This window comes from Nocardioides sp. (assembly GCF_050246775.1).
In the GTDB taxonomy this organism is placed as follows: Bacteria; Actinomycetota; Actinomycetes; order Propionibacteriales; family Nocardioidaceae; genus Nocardioides.
Window position 1 is genome coordinate 1277380 of record NZ_JBFWVK010000001.1, and the last position, 16812, is coordinate 1294191.

Consider the following 16812-nt stretch of genomic DNA (forward strand, 5'->3'; position numbering starts at 1 on the left):
ACAACCACCATCACGGGGGTGACCGGGTCAGGACTTCTTGGCGGTGGCCTTCTTGGTGGCCGTCTTCTTGGCGGCGGACTTCTTCGCCGCACTCTTGCGGGCCGGCGCCTTCTTGGCGGTCTTCTTGGTGGCTTTCTTCGCCGGTCCGCGGGCGCGGCGGTCAGCGAGCAGCTCCGCGGCACGCTCGAGCGTGATGGCCTCCACGGAGTCGTCCTTGCGCAGGGTGGCGTTGTGCTCGCCGTCGGTGACATATTCACCGAACCGGCCGGACTTCACCACGACCGGCTGCCCCGAGACCGGGTCGTTGCCGAGCTCTTTGAGCGGCGGCGCCGCAGCGGCACGGCCGCGCTGCTTCGGCTGCGCGTAGATGGCGAGCGCCTCCTCGAGGGTCACCGAGAAGAGCTGCTCCTCCGAGGTCAGAGACCGGGAGTCGGTGCCCTTCTTGAGGTAGGGCCCGTAGCGCCCGTTCTGGGCGGTGATCTCCACGCCCTCGGCGTCGACACCGACGACCCGCGGCAGCGAGAGCAGCTTGACGGCGTCCTCGATGGTGACCGTGTCGAGGGACATGGAGGCGAACAGCGATCCCGTGCGGGGCTTGGCCTTGGCGGGGGCGTCCTCGGGCAACAGCTCGGTGACGTAGGGGCCGTAGCGGCCGTTCTTCGCCACGACGGTCAGACCGGTGTCGGGGTGGACGCCGAGCACGGTCTCCTCGCCGGCCGGATTGGCCAGCAGCTCCTTCGCCTTCTCCAGGGTGAGCTCATCGGGGGGGAGGTCGTCGGGCACGTTGGCCTTCACTGCTGATGGCGTGCCGTCCTCGCCAGGTCCCTCGAGGTAGGGCCCGAACTTGCCGACCCGCAGGGCGATGCCACTGTCGGCGCCACCGATCGGGAAGGTGGCCAGCTCCTTGGCGTCGATGTCCCCGAGCTCGTTGACCAGGGTCTTGAGCCCGACCACGTTGCCGGAGCCGAAGTAGAACTCCCCGAGCTCGGTGTTGCGATCGCGCCTGCCGCCAGCGATGTCGTCGAGCACGTCCTCCATGCCGGCGGTGAACTCGTAGGAGATCTGCCGGCTGAAGTGCTCCTCCAGCAGCCGCACGACTGAGAAGGCGAGCCAGGCCGGCACCAGCGCGGTGCCCTTCTTGTAGACGTAACCCCGGTTGAGGATGGTGCCGATGATCGAGGCGTACGTCGACGGGCGACCGATCTCGCGCTCCTCCAGCTCCTTGATCAAGGTGGCCTCGGTGTAGCGCGACGGGGGCTTGGTCTCGTGGCCGTTGGCACTCAGCGATGCGGCGGTGACAGCGTCGCCCTGGGCGAGGTTCGGCAGTCGGGTCTCCGCGTCGTCCTTCCTGGCGTTGTCGTCGGTGCCCTCGACATAGGCCTTGAGGAATCCGTGGAAGGTGATCGTGCGACCCGACGCGGAGAACACGACGTCCTCGCCGGACGCGGCCACGCCACCGAGGCGCACCGACACGGTGTTGCCGACGGCGTCCTTCATCTGCGAGGCGACGGTGCGCATCCAGATCAGCTCGTAGAGCCGGAACTGGTCGCCGGTCAGGCCGGTCTGGGCCGGAGTCCGGAACGAGTCACCCGACGGGCGGATCGCCTCGTGGGCCTCCTGGGCGTTCTTCACCTTCGAGGAGTAGACCCGTGGACTGTCGGGCACGTACTCGGCGCCGTACAGCTCGCGCACCTGGTCGCGGGCAGCGCCGATGGCCGCCCCCGACAACGTGGTGGAGTCGGTCCGCATGTAGGTGATGAAACCGTTCTCGTACAGGCGCTGCGCCACCGACATCGTGGAGGACGCCGTGAAGCCGAGCTTGCGGCTGGCCTCCTGCTGCAGGGTCGTGGTGCGGAACGGGGCGTAGGGCGAGCGACGGTAGGGCTTGGATTCCACCGAACGCACGTCGTACGTCGTGTCGCGCAGGCCCTCGGCCAGGGCCTCGGCCCTGGCCTGGTCGAGGTGCACGACACTCTTCGCCGAGGTTGAGCCTGCTGAAACCTTGAGCTGACCGTCCTGCCCGAAGTCCGAGCCGCGGGCGACCCGTGCCCCGTCGACGGAGTGCAGGCGAGCGGGGAACATCCGCTGCTCGTGCTTGGCGCCGGCGTCGAAGGTGCCCTCGAGGTCCCAGTACGACGCGAGCCGGAACGCCATGCGCTCACGCTCCCGGTCGACGACCAGCCGCGTGGCCACGGACTGGACCCGGCCGGCGGAGAGCCCGCTCATGACCTTGCGCCACAGCACCGGCGAGACCTCGTAGCCGTAGAGCCGGTCGAGGATCCGGCGGGCCTCCTGCGCCTCGACCAGGTCCATGTCGAGCTCACGGGGGTTGTCGGCCGCGGCCAGGATCGCGGCCTTGGTGATCTCGTGGAAGACCATCCGCTTGACCGGGATGTTCTTCGGCTTCAGCTCGTCGAGCAGGTGCCAGGCGATCGCCTCGCCCTCGCGGTCCTCGTCAGTGGCGAGGAACAGTTCGTCGGCATCCTTGAGCAGGCTCTTCAACTTCGCGATGTGGCTCTTCTTGTCCCGCGGCACCACGTAGTAGGGCTCGAAGCCGTTATCGACGTCGACCGCCAGGCGGCCCCAGGGCTTGTCCTTGATCTTGGCCGGGGTGTCGGCGGCATTGTTCGGGAGGTCGCGGATGTGGCCGATCGAGGACTCCACGACGTAGCCGTCGCCGAGATACCCGCCGATGGTGCGGGCCTTGGCGGGGGACTCGACGATGACGAGCTTGTGTGCCACGTGCGTGCTTCTCCTGGGTTCTGCTGCTCAGAGGCGAAGTTGAGGGGGTGTTGCGCCGCTACGGTAGCGCGTGCTGTGGCGACACCTTGCCGGTTCCCCCAGCGGTGGAGCCTCCGCCCCTACGGGGCGCCCTGTGGAAAACTCCCGCGCGTCGTCGGTGGGAGGACGCCGATCAGGCCGGGGTGACCAGGTAGCCCTGGCGGGCCAGCTCGTCCACGACCGGGAGGTAGGTGCCCCGTGTCTCGGCGGCGTCGAGGTCGAGCAGCTGGGCCACCGCGTCCAGGATCTGGCCGACCGTGAGGTCACCGTCGCAGGCGCCCACCAGGGCGGCCTCGACGGTGTCGACCTTGCGCGCGCGACGCAATCCGCGCTGCTGCCGCAGGACGATGCTCTCGGGGTCCGCGGCGCCGGGCTCGCCCACCGTCTCCTGGATGACGTCGGGACGCACCACGAGGCGGGCGTGCTCGTCGATGGACAGCTCGAGCGCCTCCCCCCACTGACCGATCGCCGGTGCGATCGGCTGCTCCACGTCGTAGGGCCAGTCCAGGAACTCGGTGGCCGTCGACGACCCTTTGCGCAGGTTGATCCACCCGAAGCCCACAGCCTCGATCCCTTGCTCCTCGAACCAGGCCAGCCACGTGTCGTAGCGGTGCAGGTAGTCGCCTGATCCCTGCAGACCGGCGTCCTTGAGCCACAGCTCGACGTACGTCGCCGGGTCGACCACTTCGCGCTGGACGACGAAGGCCGCGCAACTGCCGTCGAGCCAGCTGCCCAGCCGCTCCTCCCACGGGGTGCCGCGTGAGATCACCCAGTTGGCCAGGATCTGGCACCAGCCACCCTCGTTCAGGTGACCGGGCGCAGCCCGCACGATGTCCTCCACCACCCGGTCGCCAGGCAGCCCGGAATCGCGGTAGACCAGTCGCTCACCGGTCGCCGGCGAGATCACGAACGGCGGGTTGGTCGCGATCAGGTCGAACGTCTCCCCCGCCACCGGCTCGAAGAACGAGCCGTCGCGGACCTCGATCCCCTCGGCCTGGTTGAGCGCCGCGTTCAGTCCGGTCATCCAGAGCGCGCGCTTGTTGACGTCGGTGGCCACCACCTGTGCGGCGTGGCCAGCCAGGTGCAGGGCCTGCACACCGCACCCGGTGCCCAGGTCCAGTGCCCTGGCCACCGGCTCCCGGATCGTGAGCTGGGCCAGCGAGGAGGAGGCGCTGCTGATGCCCAGCACGTGGTCGGACCCCACCGAGTTGGGAGAGCCGTCGAGTCCCGGGGTCAGGTCACTGACGATCCACAGGTCACGCTCGCCACGGTCGTCGGGTGCTGCATACGGCCGGACGTCGAGCCGGGCCGCGACCTCGCTGATGCTCTGCTCCAGCAGGCCCGCGTTGCACATCCGGTCGACGAGCCCGGGCAGAGCCGCTTCCGCCTCGTCGAGCGCAACGGGAGTCTGCAGCAGGAACAGCCGCGTCAGTGTCTCCAGGGGCGAGCCGCCCCCGGTCCCGCGCAGTCCCGGGGTGGTCTCGTTGCGCGAGAGCGCCGCATGAGCGGTGGTCCCCAGCAGGCCGGCGACCCCGTCGTAGGTGTAGTCCGCGGCCACCAGGGCCTCACGCAGGGGTACGGCGAGCTCGAAGGTCACGCAGGAACCCTAGTCGCGCAAGGGGTGGGCGAGCTCGTCCTGGGGCAGCTTTGCCCACACGATCGCGACGGCGGCGAAGAGCACCGGCACCACCCCGGCGATGAGGAAGGTCGTGCGCAGACCGATCAGCTCGGCCACCGGACCTGCCAGCGCCATCGAGATGGGCATCAGGGAGATGGACACGAAGAAGTCCAGCGAGGACACCCGGCCGAGGAGTTCCGCGGGCACGCGACGCTGCAGCAGCGTCCCCCAGATCACCATCGGGGCCGCGAAGACGGCGCCGAGCACGAACGCCGCGGCAACGACCATCCACACCTCGGTGGCCACTCCGATCGCCACCATCGGCAGGCACCCGGCGCCGAACATCAGGTTCATCACCGTGAGGTAGCGCCTCGGCATCTCCACGAGGGTCATCGACAGCGAGCCGACGGCTCCTCCGATGCCGAAGGCCGCCAGCACCCAGGCGTGGTCGTCGGGTCCGCCGCCCAGCTTGTTCTTGACCAGGAACGGGATCAACACCTCGAGCGGCCCCATGGTCAGCAGCACCAGGACGCTGGCGAACAGCAACGTGGCCAGCAGCCACGGCGTACGCACCATGTAGGAGAAGCCCTCCCGCATGTCCGCGAGTGCCCTACGCACCGGGTGCTGATGGGGGCTGAGGGACAGGTCGCGGCGTACGGGGGTCTTCGGCACCAGACTCAAGGCCAGCAGACCGGCGGCTGAGGCGGTGGCGGACAGCCCCATCGCCGCTCCGGAGGAGATGGCGCCGACGACCGCCCCAGCCGCGGCCGGTCCGAGTGCCTGCCCGATGGTGGGGCGCACCATGCCTTCGAAGCCGTTGACGGCCAACAGCGCCGACTCCGGCACGAGGGAGGGCAGCCAGGCCGAGTAGGCGGGGTAGTAGAAGGACATGCCCATGCCGGTCACGAAGGACACCACCGCCAGGTGCCACAGCTGCGTCAGGTCGTTGATCGACAGGTAGGCGAGCAGCCCCATGCCTGCGAGCTCCACCGCCGCGACGCACAGCAGGATCGTCTTCTGTGCCACCCGGTCGGCCACGACTCCCGCCGGCAACGCCGGGAGCAGGATCCCGACCGCACTGGCTGTGGCCACCACGGAGAGCTGGCCGGGCCCGCCGCCGATCCGGATCACCTCCCACACCTGGGCGACGACCCACACGCCGGAGGCGAAGGTGCTCAGCACCAGCGCGACGGCAAGCCGCCGGTAGGCGGGGAAGCGGAAGGGCCTCAGCACCCGTAGGCCAGCTGATGGACTCGACTTCTCCGGCGTCTGCGTCACGTGTCACCTCCCCCTCACTGTGGAACGTACCGACTCCAGGGGACAACCGAATTCATCGCCCGGCTCTTCCTATGGGGCACCCGACCCGGGCGGTCCAGTAGCCTGCCCGGCATGCGCCGAATCCTGCTGCTGGTGGTGGCCGTGTCGCTCGTCTCGTTCGCGCCGGTGGCGATCGCGGAGCCCTCGAGCGCGGTGGGTGCACGGACCCGGGCGATCATCACGTTCAACAAGGATGCCGAGCACCCGCATCGCAGCACGTTGGTGTGGCGGGTGCAGAAGCGCGGCGCCGGCGGCGTCTGGAGCACGGTGGAACGGGAGTCGTGGCGGGCCGGATCCGGTTTCGAGGGTCGTCTCGCGACGAACGAGTGCGCCAAGGGCAAGGGGTGGTTGCCCAACGGGAAGTACTCGGTCATCCAGTACGACGACTACTGGGGTCAGCTGATCAAGGGCCGGGCGTTCTACCTGGGCAACAAGCGCTGCCGCAACGGCACGCTGCGCACCGAGCTCTTCATCCACACCGAGACCGGCAGCGGCAACAAGCAGTGCCGCAACGCCCGGGGTGACCAGATCTGCCGCTGGGAGTACCCGGCGGTCAACGACTACAAGTCCTACGGCTGCATCAAGATGTCACCACACGACCTGAGGGCGCTGGTCCGGCGCTATCACGAGTACTTCCGGGCCGGCGTGCGCTACGGCACCGCGAAGGTGAAGGTCCGCGTCATCGCCTGACCTGTCGCAGATGTACCTCAGAAATGCGCTGACCCGTCGCAGATGTACACATGGACATGTACATCTGCGACGGGTCGAGGCTCAGACCTTGGCCTCCGCGACCGGAGCGTCGTCGCCGATCGCGATCGGACGCTTCTTGGCGATGTAGACCGCCACCGCGATGATCACGACCGCCACGAGGGCGATGACGATGCGCAGGGTGTCGTTCTGGTCGTCACCCATGCTCATCGACACCACGGCGCTGGCGATCAGCAGCGAGACCAGGTTCATGACCTTGATCAGCGGGTTGATCGCCGGGCCGGCGGTGTCCTTGAACGGGTCACCGACGGTGTCACCGATGACTGTGGCGGCGTGGGCCTCAGAGCCCTTGCCGCCGTGGCTGCCGTCCTCGACGAGCTTCTTGGCGTTGTCCCACGCACCACCGGCGTTGGCGAGGAAGACCGCCATCAGGGTGCCGGTGCCGATCGCGCCCGCCAGGAAGCCGGCGAGTGGGCCGACACCCAGTCCGAAGCCGACGGCGACCGGAGCGAGCACCGCGAGCAGGCCAGGGGTCACCAGCTCGCGCAGCGAGTCCTTGGTGACGATGTCGACGACCTTGCCGTACTCCGGACGACCCGTCCCCTCCATGATCCCGGGGATGTCGCGGAACTGGCGACGTACCTCGTAGACAACCGCGCCAGCCGCGCGACCGACGGCGTTGATCGCCAGCCCGGAGAACAGGAAGACGACCGCCGCTCCGAGCAGCACACCCACGAGCACGTCGGGGCTGAAGACCACGAAGGTCAGCGGGTCGAGGGAGGCGTTGGCATCCGCGACGGCCTCGGCCACCGAGGTGGCGTAGGAACCGAACAGCGCCGTGGCAGCGAGTACGGCGGTCGCGATCGCGATGCCCTTGGTGATGGCCTTGGTGGTGTTGCCGACGGCGTCGAGCTCGGTGAGGATCTGGGCCCCCGCCTCGCTCACGTCGCCCGACATCTCCGCGATGCCCTGGGCGTTGTCGGAGACCGGGCCGAAGGTGTCCATGGCCACGATCACGCCGACGGTGGTCAACAGACCACAGCCGGCCAACGCGACCGCGAACAGCGACACGGTGAGCGTGGCACCTCCGAGGAGGAACGCTCCGAAGACGGCGGCACCGATGACGAACGTCGTGTAGACCGCTGACTCGAAGCCGACCGACAGACCGGACAGGATCACGGTGGCCGCGCCCGTCAACGAGGTCTTGCCGACGTCCTTGACCGGGCGGTACTCGGTGCCGGTGTAGTAGCCGGTCAGGGCCAGGATCCCGGCCGCCATCACGATGCCGATGACCACGGCGGCCGAGGCGATGAACCTCGGGTCACCTTCGGCGCCGGCCATGTTCGAGATGTTGGAGAAGTCCGCGAAGCTGCTCGGCAGGTAGATGAACGAGAGGATCACCGAGCCGAGCGCGCCGACCGCAGCCGAGATGTAGAACGCCCGGTTGATGGTGGTCAGGCCGTTCTCGCCGGGGCGGGGCTTGCACAGGTAGACGCCGAGCACGGCGGTCAGCGCCCCGATCGCGGGGATGAGCAGCGGGTAGACGAGGCCCTTGTCGCCGAATGCCTGGGAACCCAGGATGAGCGCGGCGACGAGCGTGACGGCGTAGGACTCGAAGAGGTCGGCGGCCATGCCCGCGCAGTCGCCGACGTTGTCGCCGACGTTGTCGGCGATCGTGGCCGCGTTGCGGGGGTCGTCCTCGGGGATGTTGTTCTCGACCTTGCCGACCAGGTCGGCGCCGACGTCGGCAGCCTTGGTGAAGATGCCGCCGCCGACTCGCATGAACATGGCCAGGAGGGCGGCACCGAAGCCGAAGCCCTCCAGCACGTGGGGAGCCTCGTCCTTGAACAGCAGTACGACGACGCTGGCACCCAGGAGGCCGAGGCCGACCGTGAGCATGCCCACCATGGCGCCGGTCCGGAAACCGATCTTCATGGCCGGGTCGCGGCCCACCTCGTTGGCTGCGGCGGCCACGCGCAAGTTGGCCTTCACCGCCAGGGACATGCCGAGAAAACCGACGGTCGCCGAGAACCCAGCGCCCACCAGGAAGAAGATCGAGCGTCCGATCCGCACCGCCATGTCGTCGGCGGGTAGAGCGAGCAGGAGGAAGAACGCCAGTGCGGCGAAGACTCCCAGGGTTCGGAACTGCCGGGTCAGGTAGGCGTTGGCGCCTTCCTGGACGGCCTGAGCGATTTCCTTCATTTTGTCGGTGCCTTCACCGGCGGCCATGACCTCCTGGCGGAACATCGCAGCCATACCGAGCGCGAGCAGCGCAATGATGGCGACGACGACGACCAGAACGAGATTGCCCCCGGAGACGTCAACGACGTTGGGGGTGAGCCCCATGCGTCTTCCTCCAAGTCTTGTGATGCAGGTAACACGATCCGCGGCGGAGTCTACGCAGTGCATCCGGGGCATGGAGAGGTGGTTGTGACCTGTTCCACACGAAAAGCCTCAAATAGGCGAAACGCGGACACCCAGGGCCCGCGAGCGAGGCCAGGGCAGTCAGCCGGCAAGGGCTGATTCGGCCGAGTCGTGAATCGTGAACACCTTCGCAAGACCGGTGATCCGGAAGATCTTCAACAGGCGTTCCTGGGTGCAGATCAGCTGCAGCGAGCCACCGTGGGCCCGCACCTTCTTCAGTCCACCGACCAGGACCCCGAGGCCGGTGGAGTCGAGGAACTCGACCGCCTCCATGTCGATGATCAGGGTGTGGACGCCGTCACCGACAAGTTCGGTGATCTTGTCGCGAAGGCGGGGCGCGGTGTAGACGTCGATCTCGCCGCCGACCACGACGATCGTGGCGCCCTCGACCACTTGGGTCGCAAGAGTCAGATCCACGGTGTTCTCCCCGATTCCTTGTCCGGCCTCCCGAGCCGACGAACGCTGCCGGGCAACATCAAACCACGCGGCTCGCCGGGCCGCACTGACTCACTGGCGCCGACGAGGCTGTCGGCACCGTTTGCGAGACTTCCCAGGTGAGCACACCCAGCGACCGAGCCGGTGGATCGGCCCGAGAGCTGATCGATCGGCTGGTCGCTGTCCCGGGTCGCGAGGACCGGCTCACCCACCTGGAACTGGTGCCCGCCCGCGAGGCCGTGGAAGCAGAATGGCCGCAGTGGACGGCGCCGGAACTGCGCGAGGCGTACGCCGCGCGTGGCGTGACGCGGCCGTGGCAGCACCAGGTCGCCGCCGCGGACCTGGCGCAGGGCAGGCAGCACGTGATCGTCTCGACCGGCACCGCCTCGGGCAAGTCGCTGACCTTCCAGCTGCCGGCCCTGAGCGCCATCCGGGCAAGCCGGGGACCGCGTCAGCAACGGGGCGCCACGACGTTGTACCTGGCCCCCACGAAGGCTCTCGCGCAGGACCAGCTGAGCGGCCTGCTGTCCCTGGGGCTGGATGTGCGCGCCTGCACCCACGACGGGGACTCGAGCTTCGAGCAGCGCGACTGGGCTCGTGACCACGGTGAGTACGTGCTCACCAACCCGGACATGCTCCACCACTCGCTGCTGCCCGGCCATGCTCGATGGGCGAAGTTCTTCGGCGCCTTGCGCTATGTCGTGATCGACGAGTGCCATCACTACCGCGGCGTCTTCGGTGCCCACGTGGCCGCCGTCCTGCGCCGACTGCGCCGGGTGTGCGCGTTGTACGGCGCCGACCCGACGTTCGTGCTGGCCTCGGCGACCGTGGCCGAGCCGGCTCTCGCCGCTGGCCGGCTCACCGGGCTCCCGGTCCGGGCCGTCACCGATGACGCCTCCCCGCACGGTCAGGTCGCCCTGGCCCTGTGGGAGCCCGCCTTCACGTCGTACGCCGGCGAGAACGGTGCGCCGGTGCGTCGCGCAGCCTCCTCGGAGGTGGCCGACCTGCTCACCGACCTGGTCCTCGAGGGGGTGCGCACGCTGGCCTTCATCAGGTCGCGGCGTGGGGCGGAGGCCGTGGCCATGACGGCCTCCCGGCTCCTCGGCGAGATCTCCCCCGAGCTGGTGGCCCGGGTGGCGGCCTATCGAGGCGGCTACCTCCCTGAGGAACGAAGGGCGCTGGAGGAGGCGCTGCGTCGTGGTGACCTTCTCGGCTTGGCCGCCACCAACGCTCTCGAGCTCGGCATCGACATCTCCGGTCTTGACGCCGTGCTCCTCGCCGGCTTCCCGGGCACCCGCGCTGCGATGTGGCAGCAACTCGGGCGCGCGGGCCGTGGTGGCCAGGACGCACTCGGCATCCTGGTGGCTCGAGACGACCCGCTGGACACCTACCTGGTCACGCACCCCGACGCGCTGCTCGGCGCCCCCGTGGAGGCGACCGTCTTCGATCCCACCAACCGGCACGTGCTCGACCCTCACCTGTGTGCCGCGGCCGCGGAGTTCCCACTGACCGACGCCGACCTCGAGCTCTTCGGACCCACAGCGGCTGAGGGAGTGGCGTCGTTGACGGCCGCGGGGCTGCTGCGCCGCCGCGCCCGCGGCTGGTATTGGACCGACCGCAGTCGAGCCTCGGACCTGGCCGATCTGCGCTCGAGCGGTGGGAGGCCCGTCCAGCTGGTCGAGGCCGACACGGGGCGGGTCATCGGCACGGTCGATGCGAACGCGGCCCACGGCTCGGCCCATCAGGGCGCCGTCTACGTCCACATGGGTGAGACCTGGCTCGTCGAGTCGCTCGATCTCGACGAACATGTCGCGGTGATCCGGCGCGCTGAACCGGACTACTCCACCTCGGCGCGCGAACTGACCGACATCTCCATCGTCGAGGAACGGCGTCACGAGCAATGGGGAGACTGCCGGTTGAGCTTCGGCGACGTGGCCGTCGCCCATCAGGTGGTGGCCTTCCTGCGCCGCCGGGTGCCCAGCGGTGAGGTCCTCGGCGAGGAGCCCCTTGATCTGCCCGAGCGCACCCTGCGGACAGCCGCGGTCTGGTGGACCGTGCCCGACCATGCCCTCGAGGTTGCAGGGCTCGCAGCGAGTGACCTGCCCGGATCGGCTCACGCCGCTGAGCACTGTGCGATCGGGTTGCTCCCGCTCTTCGCCACGTGTGACCGGTGGGACATCGGTGGCGTATCCACCGCGCGCCATCCCGACACCGGCCAGCTCACCGTGTTCGTGTACGACGGGCATCCCGGCGGTGCCGGCTTCTCCGAACGGGGGCATGACGCGGCGCGCGCCTGGCTGTCGGCCACTCGGGAGACGATCGCCTCGTGTCGATGCATCGAGGGTTGTCCCTCGTGCATCCAGTCGCCGAAGTGCGGCAACCAGAACAACCCACTCGACAAGGCCGGCGCGGTGGCGTTGCTCGATGTGCTCCTCGGCCGTTGACCGGTAGCCTGCCGACATGGTGATCCTGGGTCTGTTGCTGCTCGGCGTCGGTGCACTCGCGATCGTGGCCGGGGTCTTCACCAGCGACACCGATGCGGCGGGGAAGGCCTCGTTGCTCGGCATCGATCTCAGCCCGATGGCGCTCTTCCTGGTCGGCGTGGCCGCCGGTGTGTGCGTGCTCTGGGGCTTCTCGATCCTCAAGATCGGCACCAAACGCGAGATGCGAGCTCGGCGCGAGCACAAGAAGCTGTCGGAACTCTCGGAGAAGCTGGACCGGGTCGAGGCTGAGCGCCGCTCCGACGACGACTCGAACTGACCCCTCACCGCCGCGGCCCTGCGTGGGCCAGGCCCGCGAGGGTCGGCACTCTGCCGAGCAGGGCAGGTCCGCTGACCTCAACGCCGATCCAGATCTCCTGACCGGAGACCTCGCAGCGGGTCATCCGCGCCTGGTTCTCGCGCGCCACCCGATCAGCGACCGGACACGGCGCGCGTCCGGTCTGGATCGCCTCGGCACCGGCGAGGGCGGTGAGGTCCGCGGCGGACTGGGCGGCTCGGTGACGCACGACGACACCGCCGACCCAGGATCCGGCAAGCCCCACCAGGAACAGGACTCCGGCCAGCACCAGCGAGACAACGGTGGCCGCGCCGCGTTGACTGGTCACGGCGCATCCTCCTGCAGCGCAACGGCTTCGGCCCGAAGGGTGGGGCCGGACACTGCGGAGAACAGTCCGCCTGGCGCCTGCACCCGGCTGGTCACCACCACGGTCACGAGTCCGTCGCGACGGGTGACCGCAACCTCGGCGCCCGGCGGCGCAACCCGGTGGCCGAGCGCAACTGCGGCCGCTTCGGTCTCGCCACGAGCCAGCGCCCGCGCCGACTCACGCGCCGCGTCGACCGCGCGGACCTGGTCCACCCCGAGACTGAGCACCCACACGAGCACTCCGGTCAGCGCGACGAGCAGCGGCAGCATCATGGCCGTCTCGGCGGTCACCGCGCCACGCTCCTCGCGACGTCCCCAGGGCCGGGTGGTGCCTCGCGAGGCCACCGCCCCGACCCGCGGCGACATCAGCCGATCCCCAACAGCGCCAGGACGTGGTCGAACAGGGTCGTCAACAGGCGAGTGCCGAACCCGCCGGTGAGCATCGTGTAGAGCAGGCCTGCCAGCCCGGCCCCCGCGGCGGTGCCGACGGCGTACTCGGCTGTGGTGATGCCGGCTTCACTGCGGGGCCGGCTGGGCGAGATCGTCATTGCTGCCTCCTTGTCCGCCGCGGTCGTTCCGCGGCCTGTCTCGACTCTGCGCTGCCGGTCAGGAATCTGCCTCGCCTCTCGGACTGGCTGTGAACAAGTGCGCTTGCGGCGCGCCCTGTGGACGATGAGGGGGCTCACCACCGGATCGCTCCGACGGCTCCGGCCACGAGGGGGACGATGCCCAGCAGCAGGAACGCCGGCAGCAGGCAGAGCCCCAGCGGCAATGCCGCCTTGACTCCGACTGCCCGTGCTCGGTCCTCCAGGTCCATGCGGGCATCGGAGGCGAGGTCGTCCGCCAGCAGCCTGACGGCATCGACCACCGGTGCACCGGACCGCTCGGCGCGTGCCAGAGCCCGCCCCAGGGCCCCCAGCTGTGGGTGGCGGGCCAGTTCGGTCCAGACCTCGAGGGCCGTGCGGCCGAGGGCAAGACTGGAACGCGCACCTTGCAGCTCGTCGGCGACTGCGCCGGGGAGGGCCGCGCACACGACGGACAGCGCGGGTCCGGGCGAGGCGCCAGCACCGAGCGCTGCCGCGAGCAGCTCCACCAGGTGCGGCAGGTCGCGGCGCAGTCCCTCGCGTCGACGCCGTGCGGTTGGTGTCTCGGAGCGTTCCACCAGCCACCAGGTGGCGCCGGCACACACCGCACCCAGCGCGAAGGACCACCGACCGGGGGCGAACGTGGTGGCCCCGATGAAGGCCGACACGACCCATAGCCACCTCCCGCGCGCGACCAGTCCACGCTCGTCGGGCCGGGGTGGCGGCTCTTCACGCCTGAGCCATGGTCGCAGCGGCCACATCAGGAGACCTGCCACACCCGAGCACAGCCCGCAGGCCAGGATCCAGCTCACGAGATGCCGTCGGCGATCGCCTCGATCCACCACAACCCCAGGAATCCGAGCATCAGGCCACCAGCCAGGCAGACGAGCCCGGCGCTCGAACCAACCAGAAAGCTCACCGGGTCAGCTCCGATCCCTCGGCCCATGACCAGGGCGAGCGCCGGCAACCCGGCCATCAACCGGGCGGTCGCCCTGGCGCTGGCCAGTTCCGCGCTCACGACACGCCGCGTGGCCTGCGCGGCGCGAAGACCTCGAGCGACGCGGGCGATCGCTGCACTGAGGCCGCCCCCACTGTGATGGGCGACCTGCCAGGCGGCCGCGATCAGGACAAGATCACCCTGGCCACGGGCGGTGGCCGCCTCGCGCAACGCCTGCGGCACGTCAGAGCCCAGTTCGAACGCCGCCACGACCGGGGCCAGGCCGGGCCACTCGACCGCCCCACGCTCCAGGGCAACGCCGGCAGGCTGACCGGCGCTCAGCTCGGCGGCGACGACCTGGCAGAAGCCCAGCACCCGCGCCTGCCCCTCCAACGACTCTCGCCGGTGCCTGCGACGAACCAGCAGACTCCTGGCCGCCAGCAGGCAGCCCCCCATGACAAGGGACAGGACAACGACTCGTGCGGAGGCCAGTGGAACGACGGCGGCAACCGCGACCAGCAGGACCGGCGTCACCCGGGGTCTGGCCGGGAACACCGGTGGCCGAGGCACGAGCAACGCAGCGGCCAGAGCTGCAGTCCCGACGGTGACCCACGAGAGCCAGGACGTCACGAGGTCTCCGGTTCCAGTGCTCGGGCCAGAAGGTCTGCCCCAGACCCTGTGGAGGACTCCCCGCAGGCCGTGAAGCGGGCCGCGGTGAGCACCCTGACGATGCCCGCCTCATCGCGCATCGGGACCGCGACCTCCGCGAGGAACCGGTGCCCCGCCGGTGTCCGGGCAAGGTGGATGACCACGTTGATGGCCGACGAGAGCTGACTGTGGGTGGCCTCGCGACCGAGGCCGGCGGCGAGGGCCAGGCTCTCGATCCGGGCCGGCACGTCGGCCGCCGAGTTGGCGTGCAGGGTCCCGCTGCCCCCTTCGTGGCCCGTGTTGAGGGCCGCCAACAGGTCGACCACCTCGGGCCCGCGAACCTCCCCCACCACGAGCCGGTCCGGCCGCATGCGCAGCGCCTGTCTGACCAGCTGACACACGGTCACTGCCCCCTGACCCTCCAGATTCGGCGGCCGTGCCTCGAGGGCGACGACATGCGGGTGGTCGGGGCGAAGCTCACTGGCATCCTCGACCAGGACGAGCCGTTCGCGAGGATCGACCTCACTCAGGAGGGTGTTGAGCAGGGTCGTCTTGCCCGACCCGGTGCCGCCGGTGACCAGGAACGCCAGGCGGCGCTCCACGATCCGGGTGAGGAGTCGGGCACCACCTGCTGTCACCGCCCCGGTGTCGACCAGCTGCTCGAGGGTGAACACCTGACTGCGCGGCACCCGCAGGGACAGGGACGTGCCGGGTCGGGCGAGCGGTGCGAGCACGGCGTGGAAGCGGGTGCCGTCGGCGAGCCTCAGATCCACCCAGGGTGAGGCGTCGTCGAGCCGGCGCCCACCGCGCGCGGCAAGCCGTTGCGCCAGCCGTCGGACCGCATCGTCGTCGCGGAACCGGACATCGGTCTGCTCCAGCCCCTGTCCGCGATCGATGAAGACCTGATGCGGACCGTTGACCAACACATCGGTCACCAGCGGCTGACGCAGGAGCGGCTCGAGCGGACCGGCTCCTAGAACGTCACGACTCAGGGCCTCGTGGACAAGGAGCACGGTCGCGTCCCCCACAGGTCGTCCCTCCGCACGCAGGGCCGCGGCCACCCGCTGGGGGGTCAGGTCGCCCGGCTCTCGGGTCAGTCGCTCCCGGACGAGGGCGACCAGGTCGTCCTCGACTCGCGCGTTCATGTCACCGTCCGGGACCGCACCGTGTCCAGTGCCGTGGCCGCGGCCCGGGCCAGGGGTCCCCGGAAGGAGCGGACGGGCCCGACGCCGAGGTCGATCGCCTCGTCGAGCCCGCGCTGCCGGCCCAGCTCGACGGCGATCGGCAGGTCCAGGACGTCAGCGATCTCGTGGGCTGGGAGCCCGGGGCGTCGTACGACCAGGGAGGCCGGCCCTCCCGCCGCCCAGCGGCGGCAGACCCGGGTCGCGGAGGCGATGCCGGTGAGGGTCGGCTGGACCACGACGAGCAGGTGGTCACAGCGGGCCATCACCTCATCGACCCACGGATCATCGAGTCGCGGCAGGTCCAGGACCACGCTCGAGTGGCCCCGCTGAGCAGCCGCCAGCGCCTCTCGGACGCCGCGAACCCCCAGCGACCCAGGCTGGCCCGACCCCCAGGTGAGGACCCCGACTCCGGCCCGGCCGGGCATCGCCTCGCGCAGGGAGCGGGCACTCAGGCGGCCGGAGCTCTGCACCAGGCCCGACCACCGGATGCCTGCCTCCGACTCACAGCCGAGCATCCGGTCGAGCCCCGGTCCGAACGGGTCCAGATCGATGAGCGCTGCAGGGGCGCGCCGCGCCGCCACCTGGGCCAGAGCACAGGCGAACGTCGAGGCCCCGGCCCCACCACTGCCTCCGATCACTCCCAGGATGAGGCCGGGTCCACCCTCGTCGAGGTCGGAAAGGGCCTCGATGATCCACCCTTCGGCTCGAGGCAGCTCGGCGACGTTCTCCGCCCCCAGCCGCAACGCGATGCGGAACATCTCGGGGGCCACGTCACCCCACGACACCAGGTGCACCCCCGATCGTCGCGGCGGGTCGACACCCGACACCTCGGCGGCGAGATCGGCGCCGACGAGCACCACCGGCGGGCCAGACCAGGACCGCAGGGCCGCCTGGCCATCGGCCGCCAGCTCGGGCACGACGCCCGCAGCCGCACTGAGCCTGAGCAGCTCCTCGAGCAGGACGTCGTCGCGGGTGACGATCAGCGGAACGGTCATGCTGTGAGGCTCCCCCGGTCCTCGGACGGCCACACCC

Annotated in this window: 15 protein-coding genes; 3 read left to right on the forward strand and 12 right to left on the reverse strand. The window is 69.9% G+C overall.

What is annotated here, in order from left to right; translation table 11 throughout:
• Window positions 1-27: 27 nt before the first annotated feature.
• The 3 genes from topA to AB7I40_RS06010 all read right to left on the reverse strand — a co-directional run bounded on the left by topA (window position 28) and on the right by AB7I40_RS06010 (window position 5677).
• Window positions 28-2742, reverse strand: coding sequence for a type I DNA topoisomerase (gene topA, locus AB7I40_RS06000; RefSeq protein ID WP_428344135.1), 2715 nt, complete (start codon window positions 2740-2742; stop codon window positions 28-30).
• Between the two features lie 172 nt (window positions 2743-2914).
• On the reverse strand, window positions 2915-4378 hold the full coding sequence (locus tag AB7I40_RS06005) for a DUF7059 domain-containing protein (protein ID WP_428344136.1): 1464 nt from the start codon (window positions 4376-4378) through the stop codon (window positions 2915-2917).
• Between the two features lie 9 nt (window positions 4379-4387).
• Window positions 4388-5677, reverse strand: a complete 1290-nt coding sequence (locus tag AB7I40_RS06010; protein WP_428344137.1) for an MFS transporter — start codon at window positions 5675-5677, stop codon at window positions 4388-4390.
• 111 nt (window positions 5678-5788) lie between these two features.
• Here AB7I40_RS06010 and AB7I40_RS06015 point away from each other — a divergent pair, with 111 nt between their 5' ends.
• Window positions 5789-6406, forward strand: a complete 618-nt coding sequence (locus AB7I40_RS06015) for a hypothetical protein (RefSeq protein WP_428344138.1) — start codon at window positions 5789-5791, stop codon at window positions 6404-6406.
• Between the two features lie 81 nt (window positions 6407-6487).
• On the opposite strand, the gene AB7I40_RS06020 is transcribed toward AB7I40_RS06015, so the two are convergent.
• Both AB7I40_RS06020 and AB7I40_RS06025 read right to left on the reverse strand, forming a co-directional pair.
• Window positions 6488-8770, reverse strand: coding sequence for a sodium-translocating pyrophosphatase (locus AB7I40_RS06020; RefSeq protein ID WP_428344139.1), 2283 nt, complete (start codon window positions 8768-8770; stop codon window positions 6488-6490).
• Between the two features lie 159 nt (window positions 8771-8929).
• A complete protein-coding gene (locus tag AB7I40_RS06025) occupies window positions 8930-9265 on the reverse strand; it encodes an anti-sigma factor antagonist (RefSeq protein WP_428344140.1) in 336 nt (111 codons plus the stop codon).
• Between the two features lie 137 nt (window positions 9266-9402).
• Here AB7I40_RS06025 and AB7I40_RS06030 point away from each other — a divergent pair, with 137 nt between their 5' ends.
• Window positions 9403-11727, forward strand: coding sequence for a DEAD/DEAH box helicase (locus AB7I40_RS06030; protein WP_428344141.1), 2325 nt, complete (start codon window positions 9403-9405; stop codon window positions 11725-11727).
• A gap of 16 nt (window positions 11728-11743) precedes the next feature.
• Complete coding sequence (locus AB7I40_RS06035; protein ID WP_428344142.1) at window positions 11744-12043, forward strand: hypothetical protein; 300 nt, start codon at window positions 11744-11746, stop codon at window positions 12041-12043.
• Between the two features lie 4 nt (window positions 12044-12047).
• Here the strand turns inward: AB7I40_RS06035 and AB7I40_RS06040 are convergent, their stop codons facing one another.
• From AB7I40_RS06040 to ssd, 7 genes are all read right to left on the reverse strand, one after another.
• The gene (locus tag AB7I40_RS06040) at window positions 12048-12389 is read right to left on the reverse strand and encodes an Rv3654c family TadE-like protein (RefSeq protein ID WP_428344143.1); all 342 of its coding nucleotides are present in this window, start codon (window positions 12387-12389) and stop codon (window positions 12048-12050) included.
• The gene (locus AB7I40_RS06045; RefSeq protein WP_428344144.1) at window positions 12386-12793 is read right to left on the reverse strand and encodes a TadE family type IV pilus minor pilin; all 408 of its coding nucleotides are present in this window, start codon (window positions 12791-12793) and stop codon (window positions 12386-12388) included. The genes AB7I40_RS06040 and AB7I40_RS06045 overlap by 4 nt, the downstream gene beginning before the upstream one ends.
• Entirely contained in the window at window positions 12793-12975 is a 183-nt protein-coding gene (locus AB7I40_RS06050; RefSeq protein ID WP_428344145.1) for a DUF4244 domain-containing protein, read from the reverse strand. The genes AB7I40_RS06045 and AB7I40_RS06050 overlap by 1 nt, the downstream gene beginning before the upstream one ends.
• A 134-nt stretch (window positions 12976-13109) precedes the next feature.
• Window positions 13110-13679 (reverse strand): type II secretion system F family protein, encoded by a 570-nt coding sequence (locus AB7I40_RS06055; RefSeq protein ID WP_428344146.1) that lies wholly within the window; start codon window positions 13677-13679, stop codon window positions 13110-13112.
• Between the two features lie 140 nt (window positions 13680-13819).
• The gene (locus AB7I40_RS06060; protein WP_428344147.1) at window positions 13820-14578 is read right to left on the reverse strand and encodes a type II secretion system F family protein; all 759 of its coding nucleotides are present in this window, start codon (window positions 14576-14578) and stop codon (window positions 13820-13822) included.
• On the reverse strand, window positions 14575-15741 hold the full coding sequence (locus tag AB7I40_RS06065; protein WP_428344148.1) for a TadA family conjugal transfer-associated ATPase: 1167 nt from the start codon (window positions 15739-15741) through the stop codon (window positions 14575-14577). The genes AB7I40_RS06060 and AB7I40_RS06065 overlap by 4 nt, the downstream gene beginning before the upstream one ends.
• Window positions 15738-16775: a septum site-determining protein Ssd gene (gene ssd, locus AB7I40_RS06070; RefSeq protein WP_428344149.1), complete on the reverse strand. Its 1038-nt coding sequence runs from the start codon at window positions 16773-16775 to the stop codon at window positions 15738-15740. Before ssd ends, AB7I40_RS06065 begins: the two co-directional genes overlap by 4 nt.
• Window positions 16776-16812: the final 37 nt, after the last annotated feature.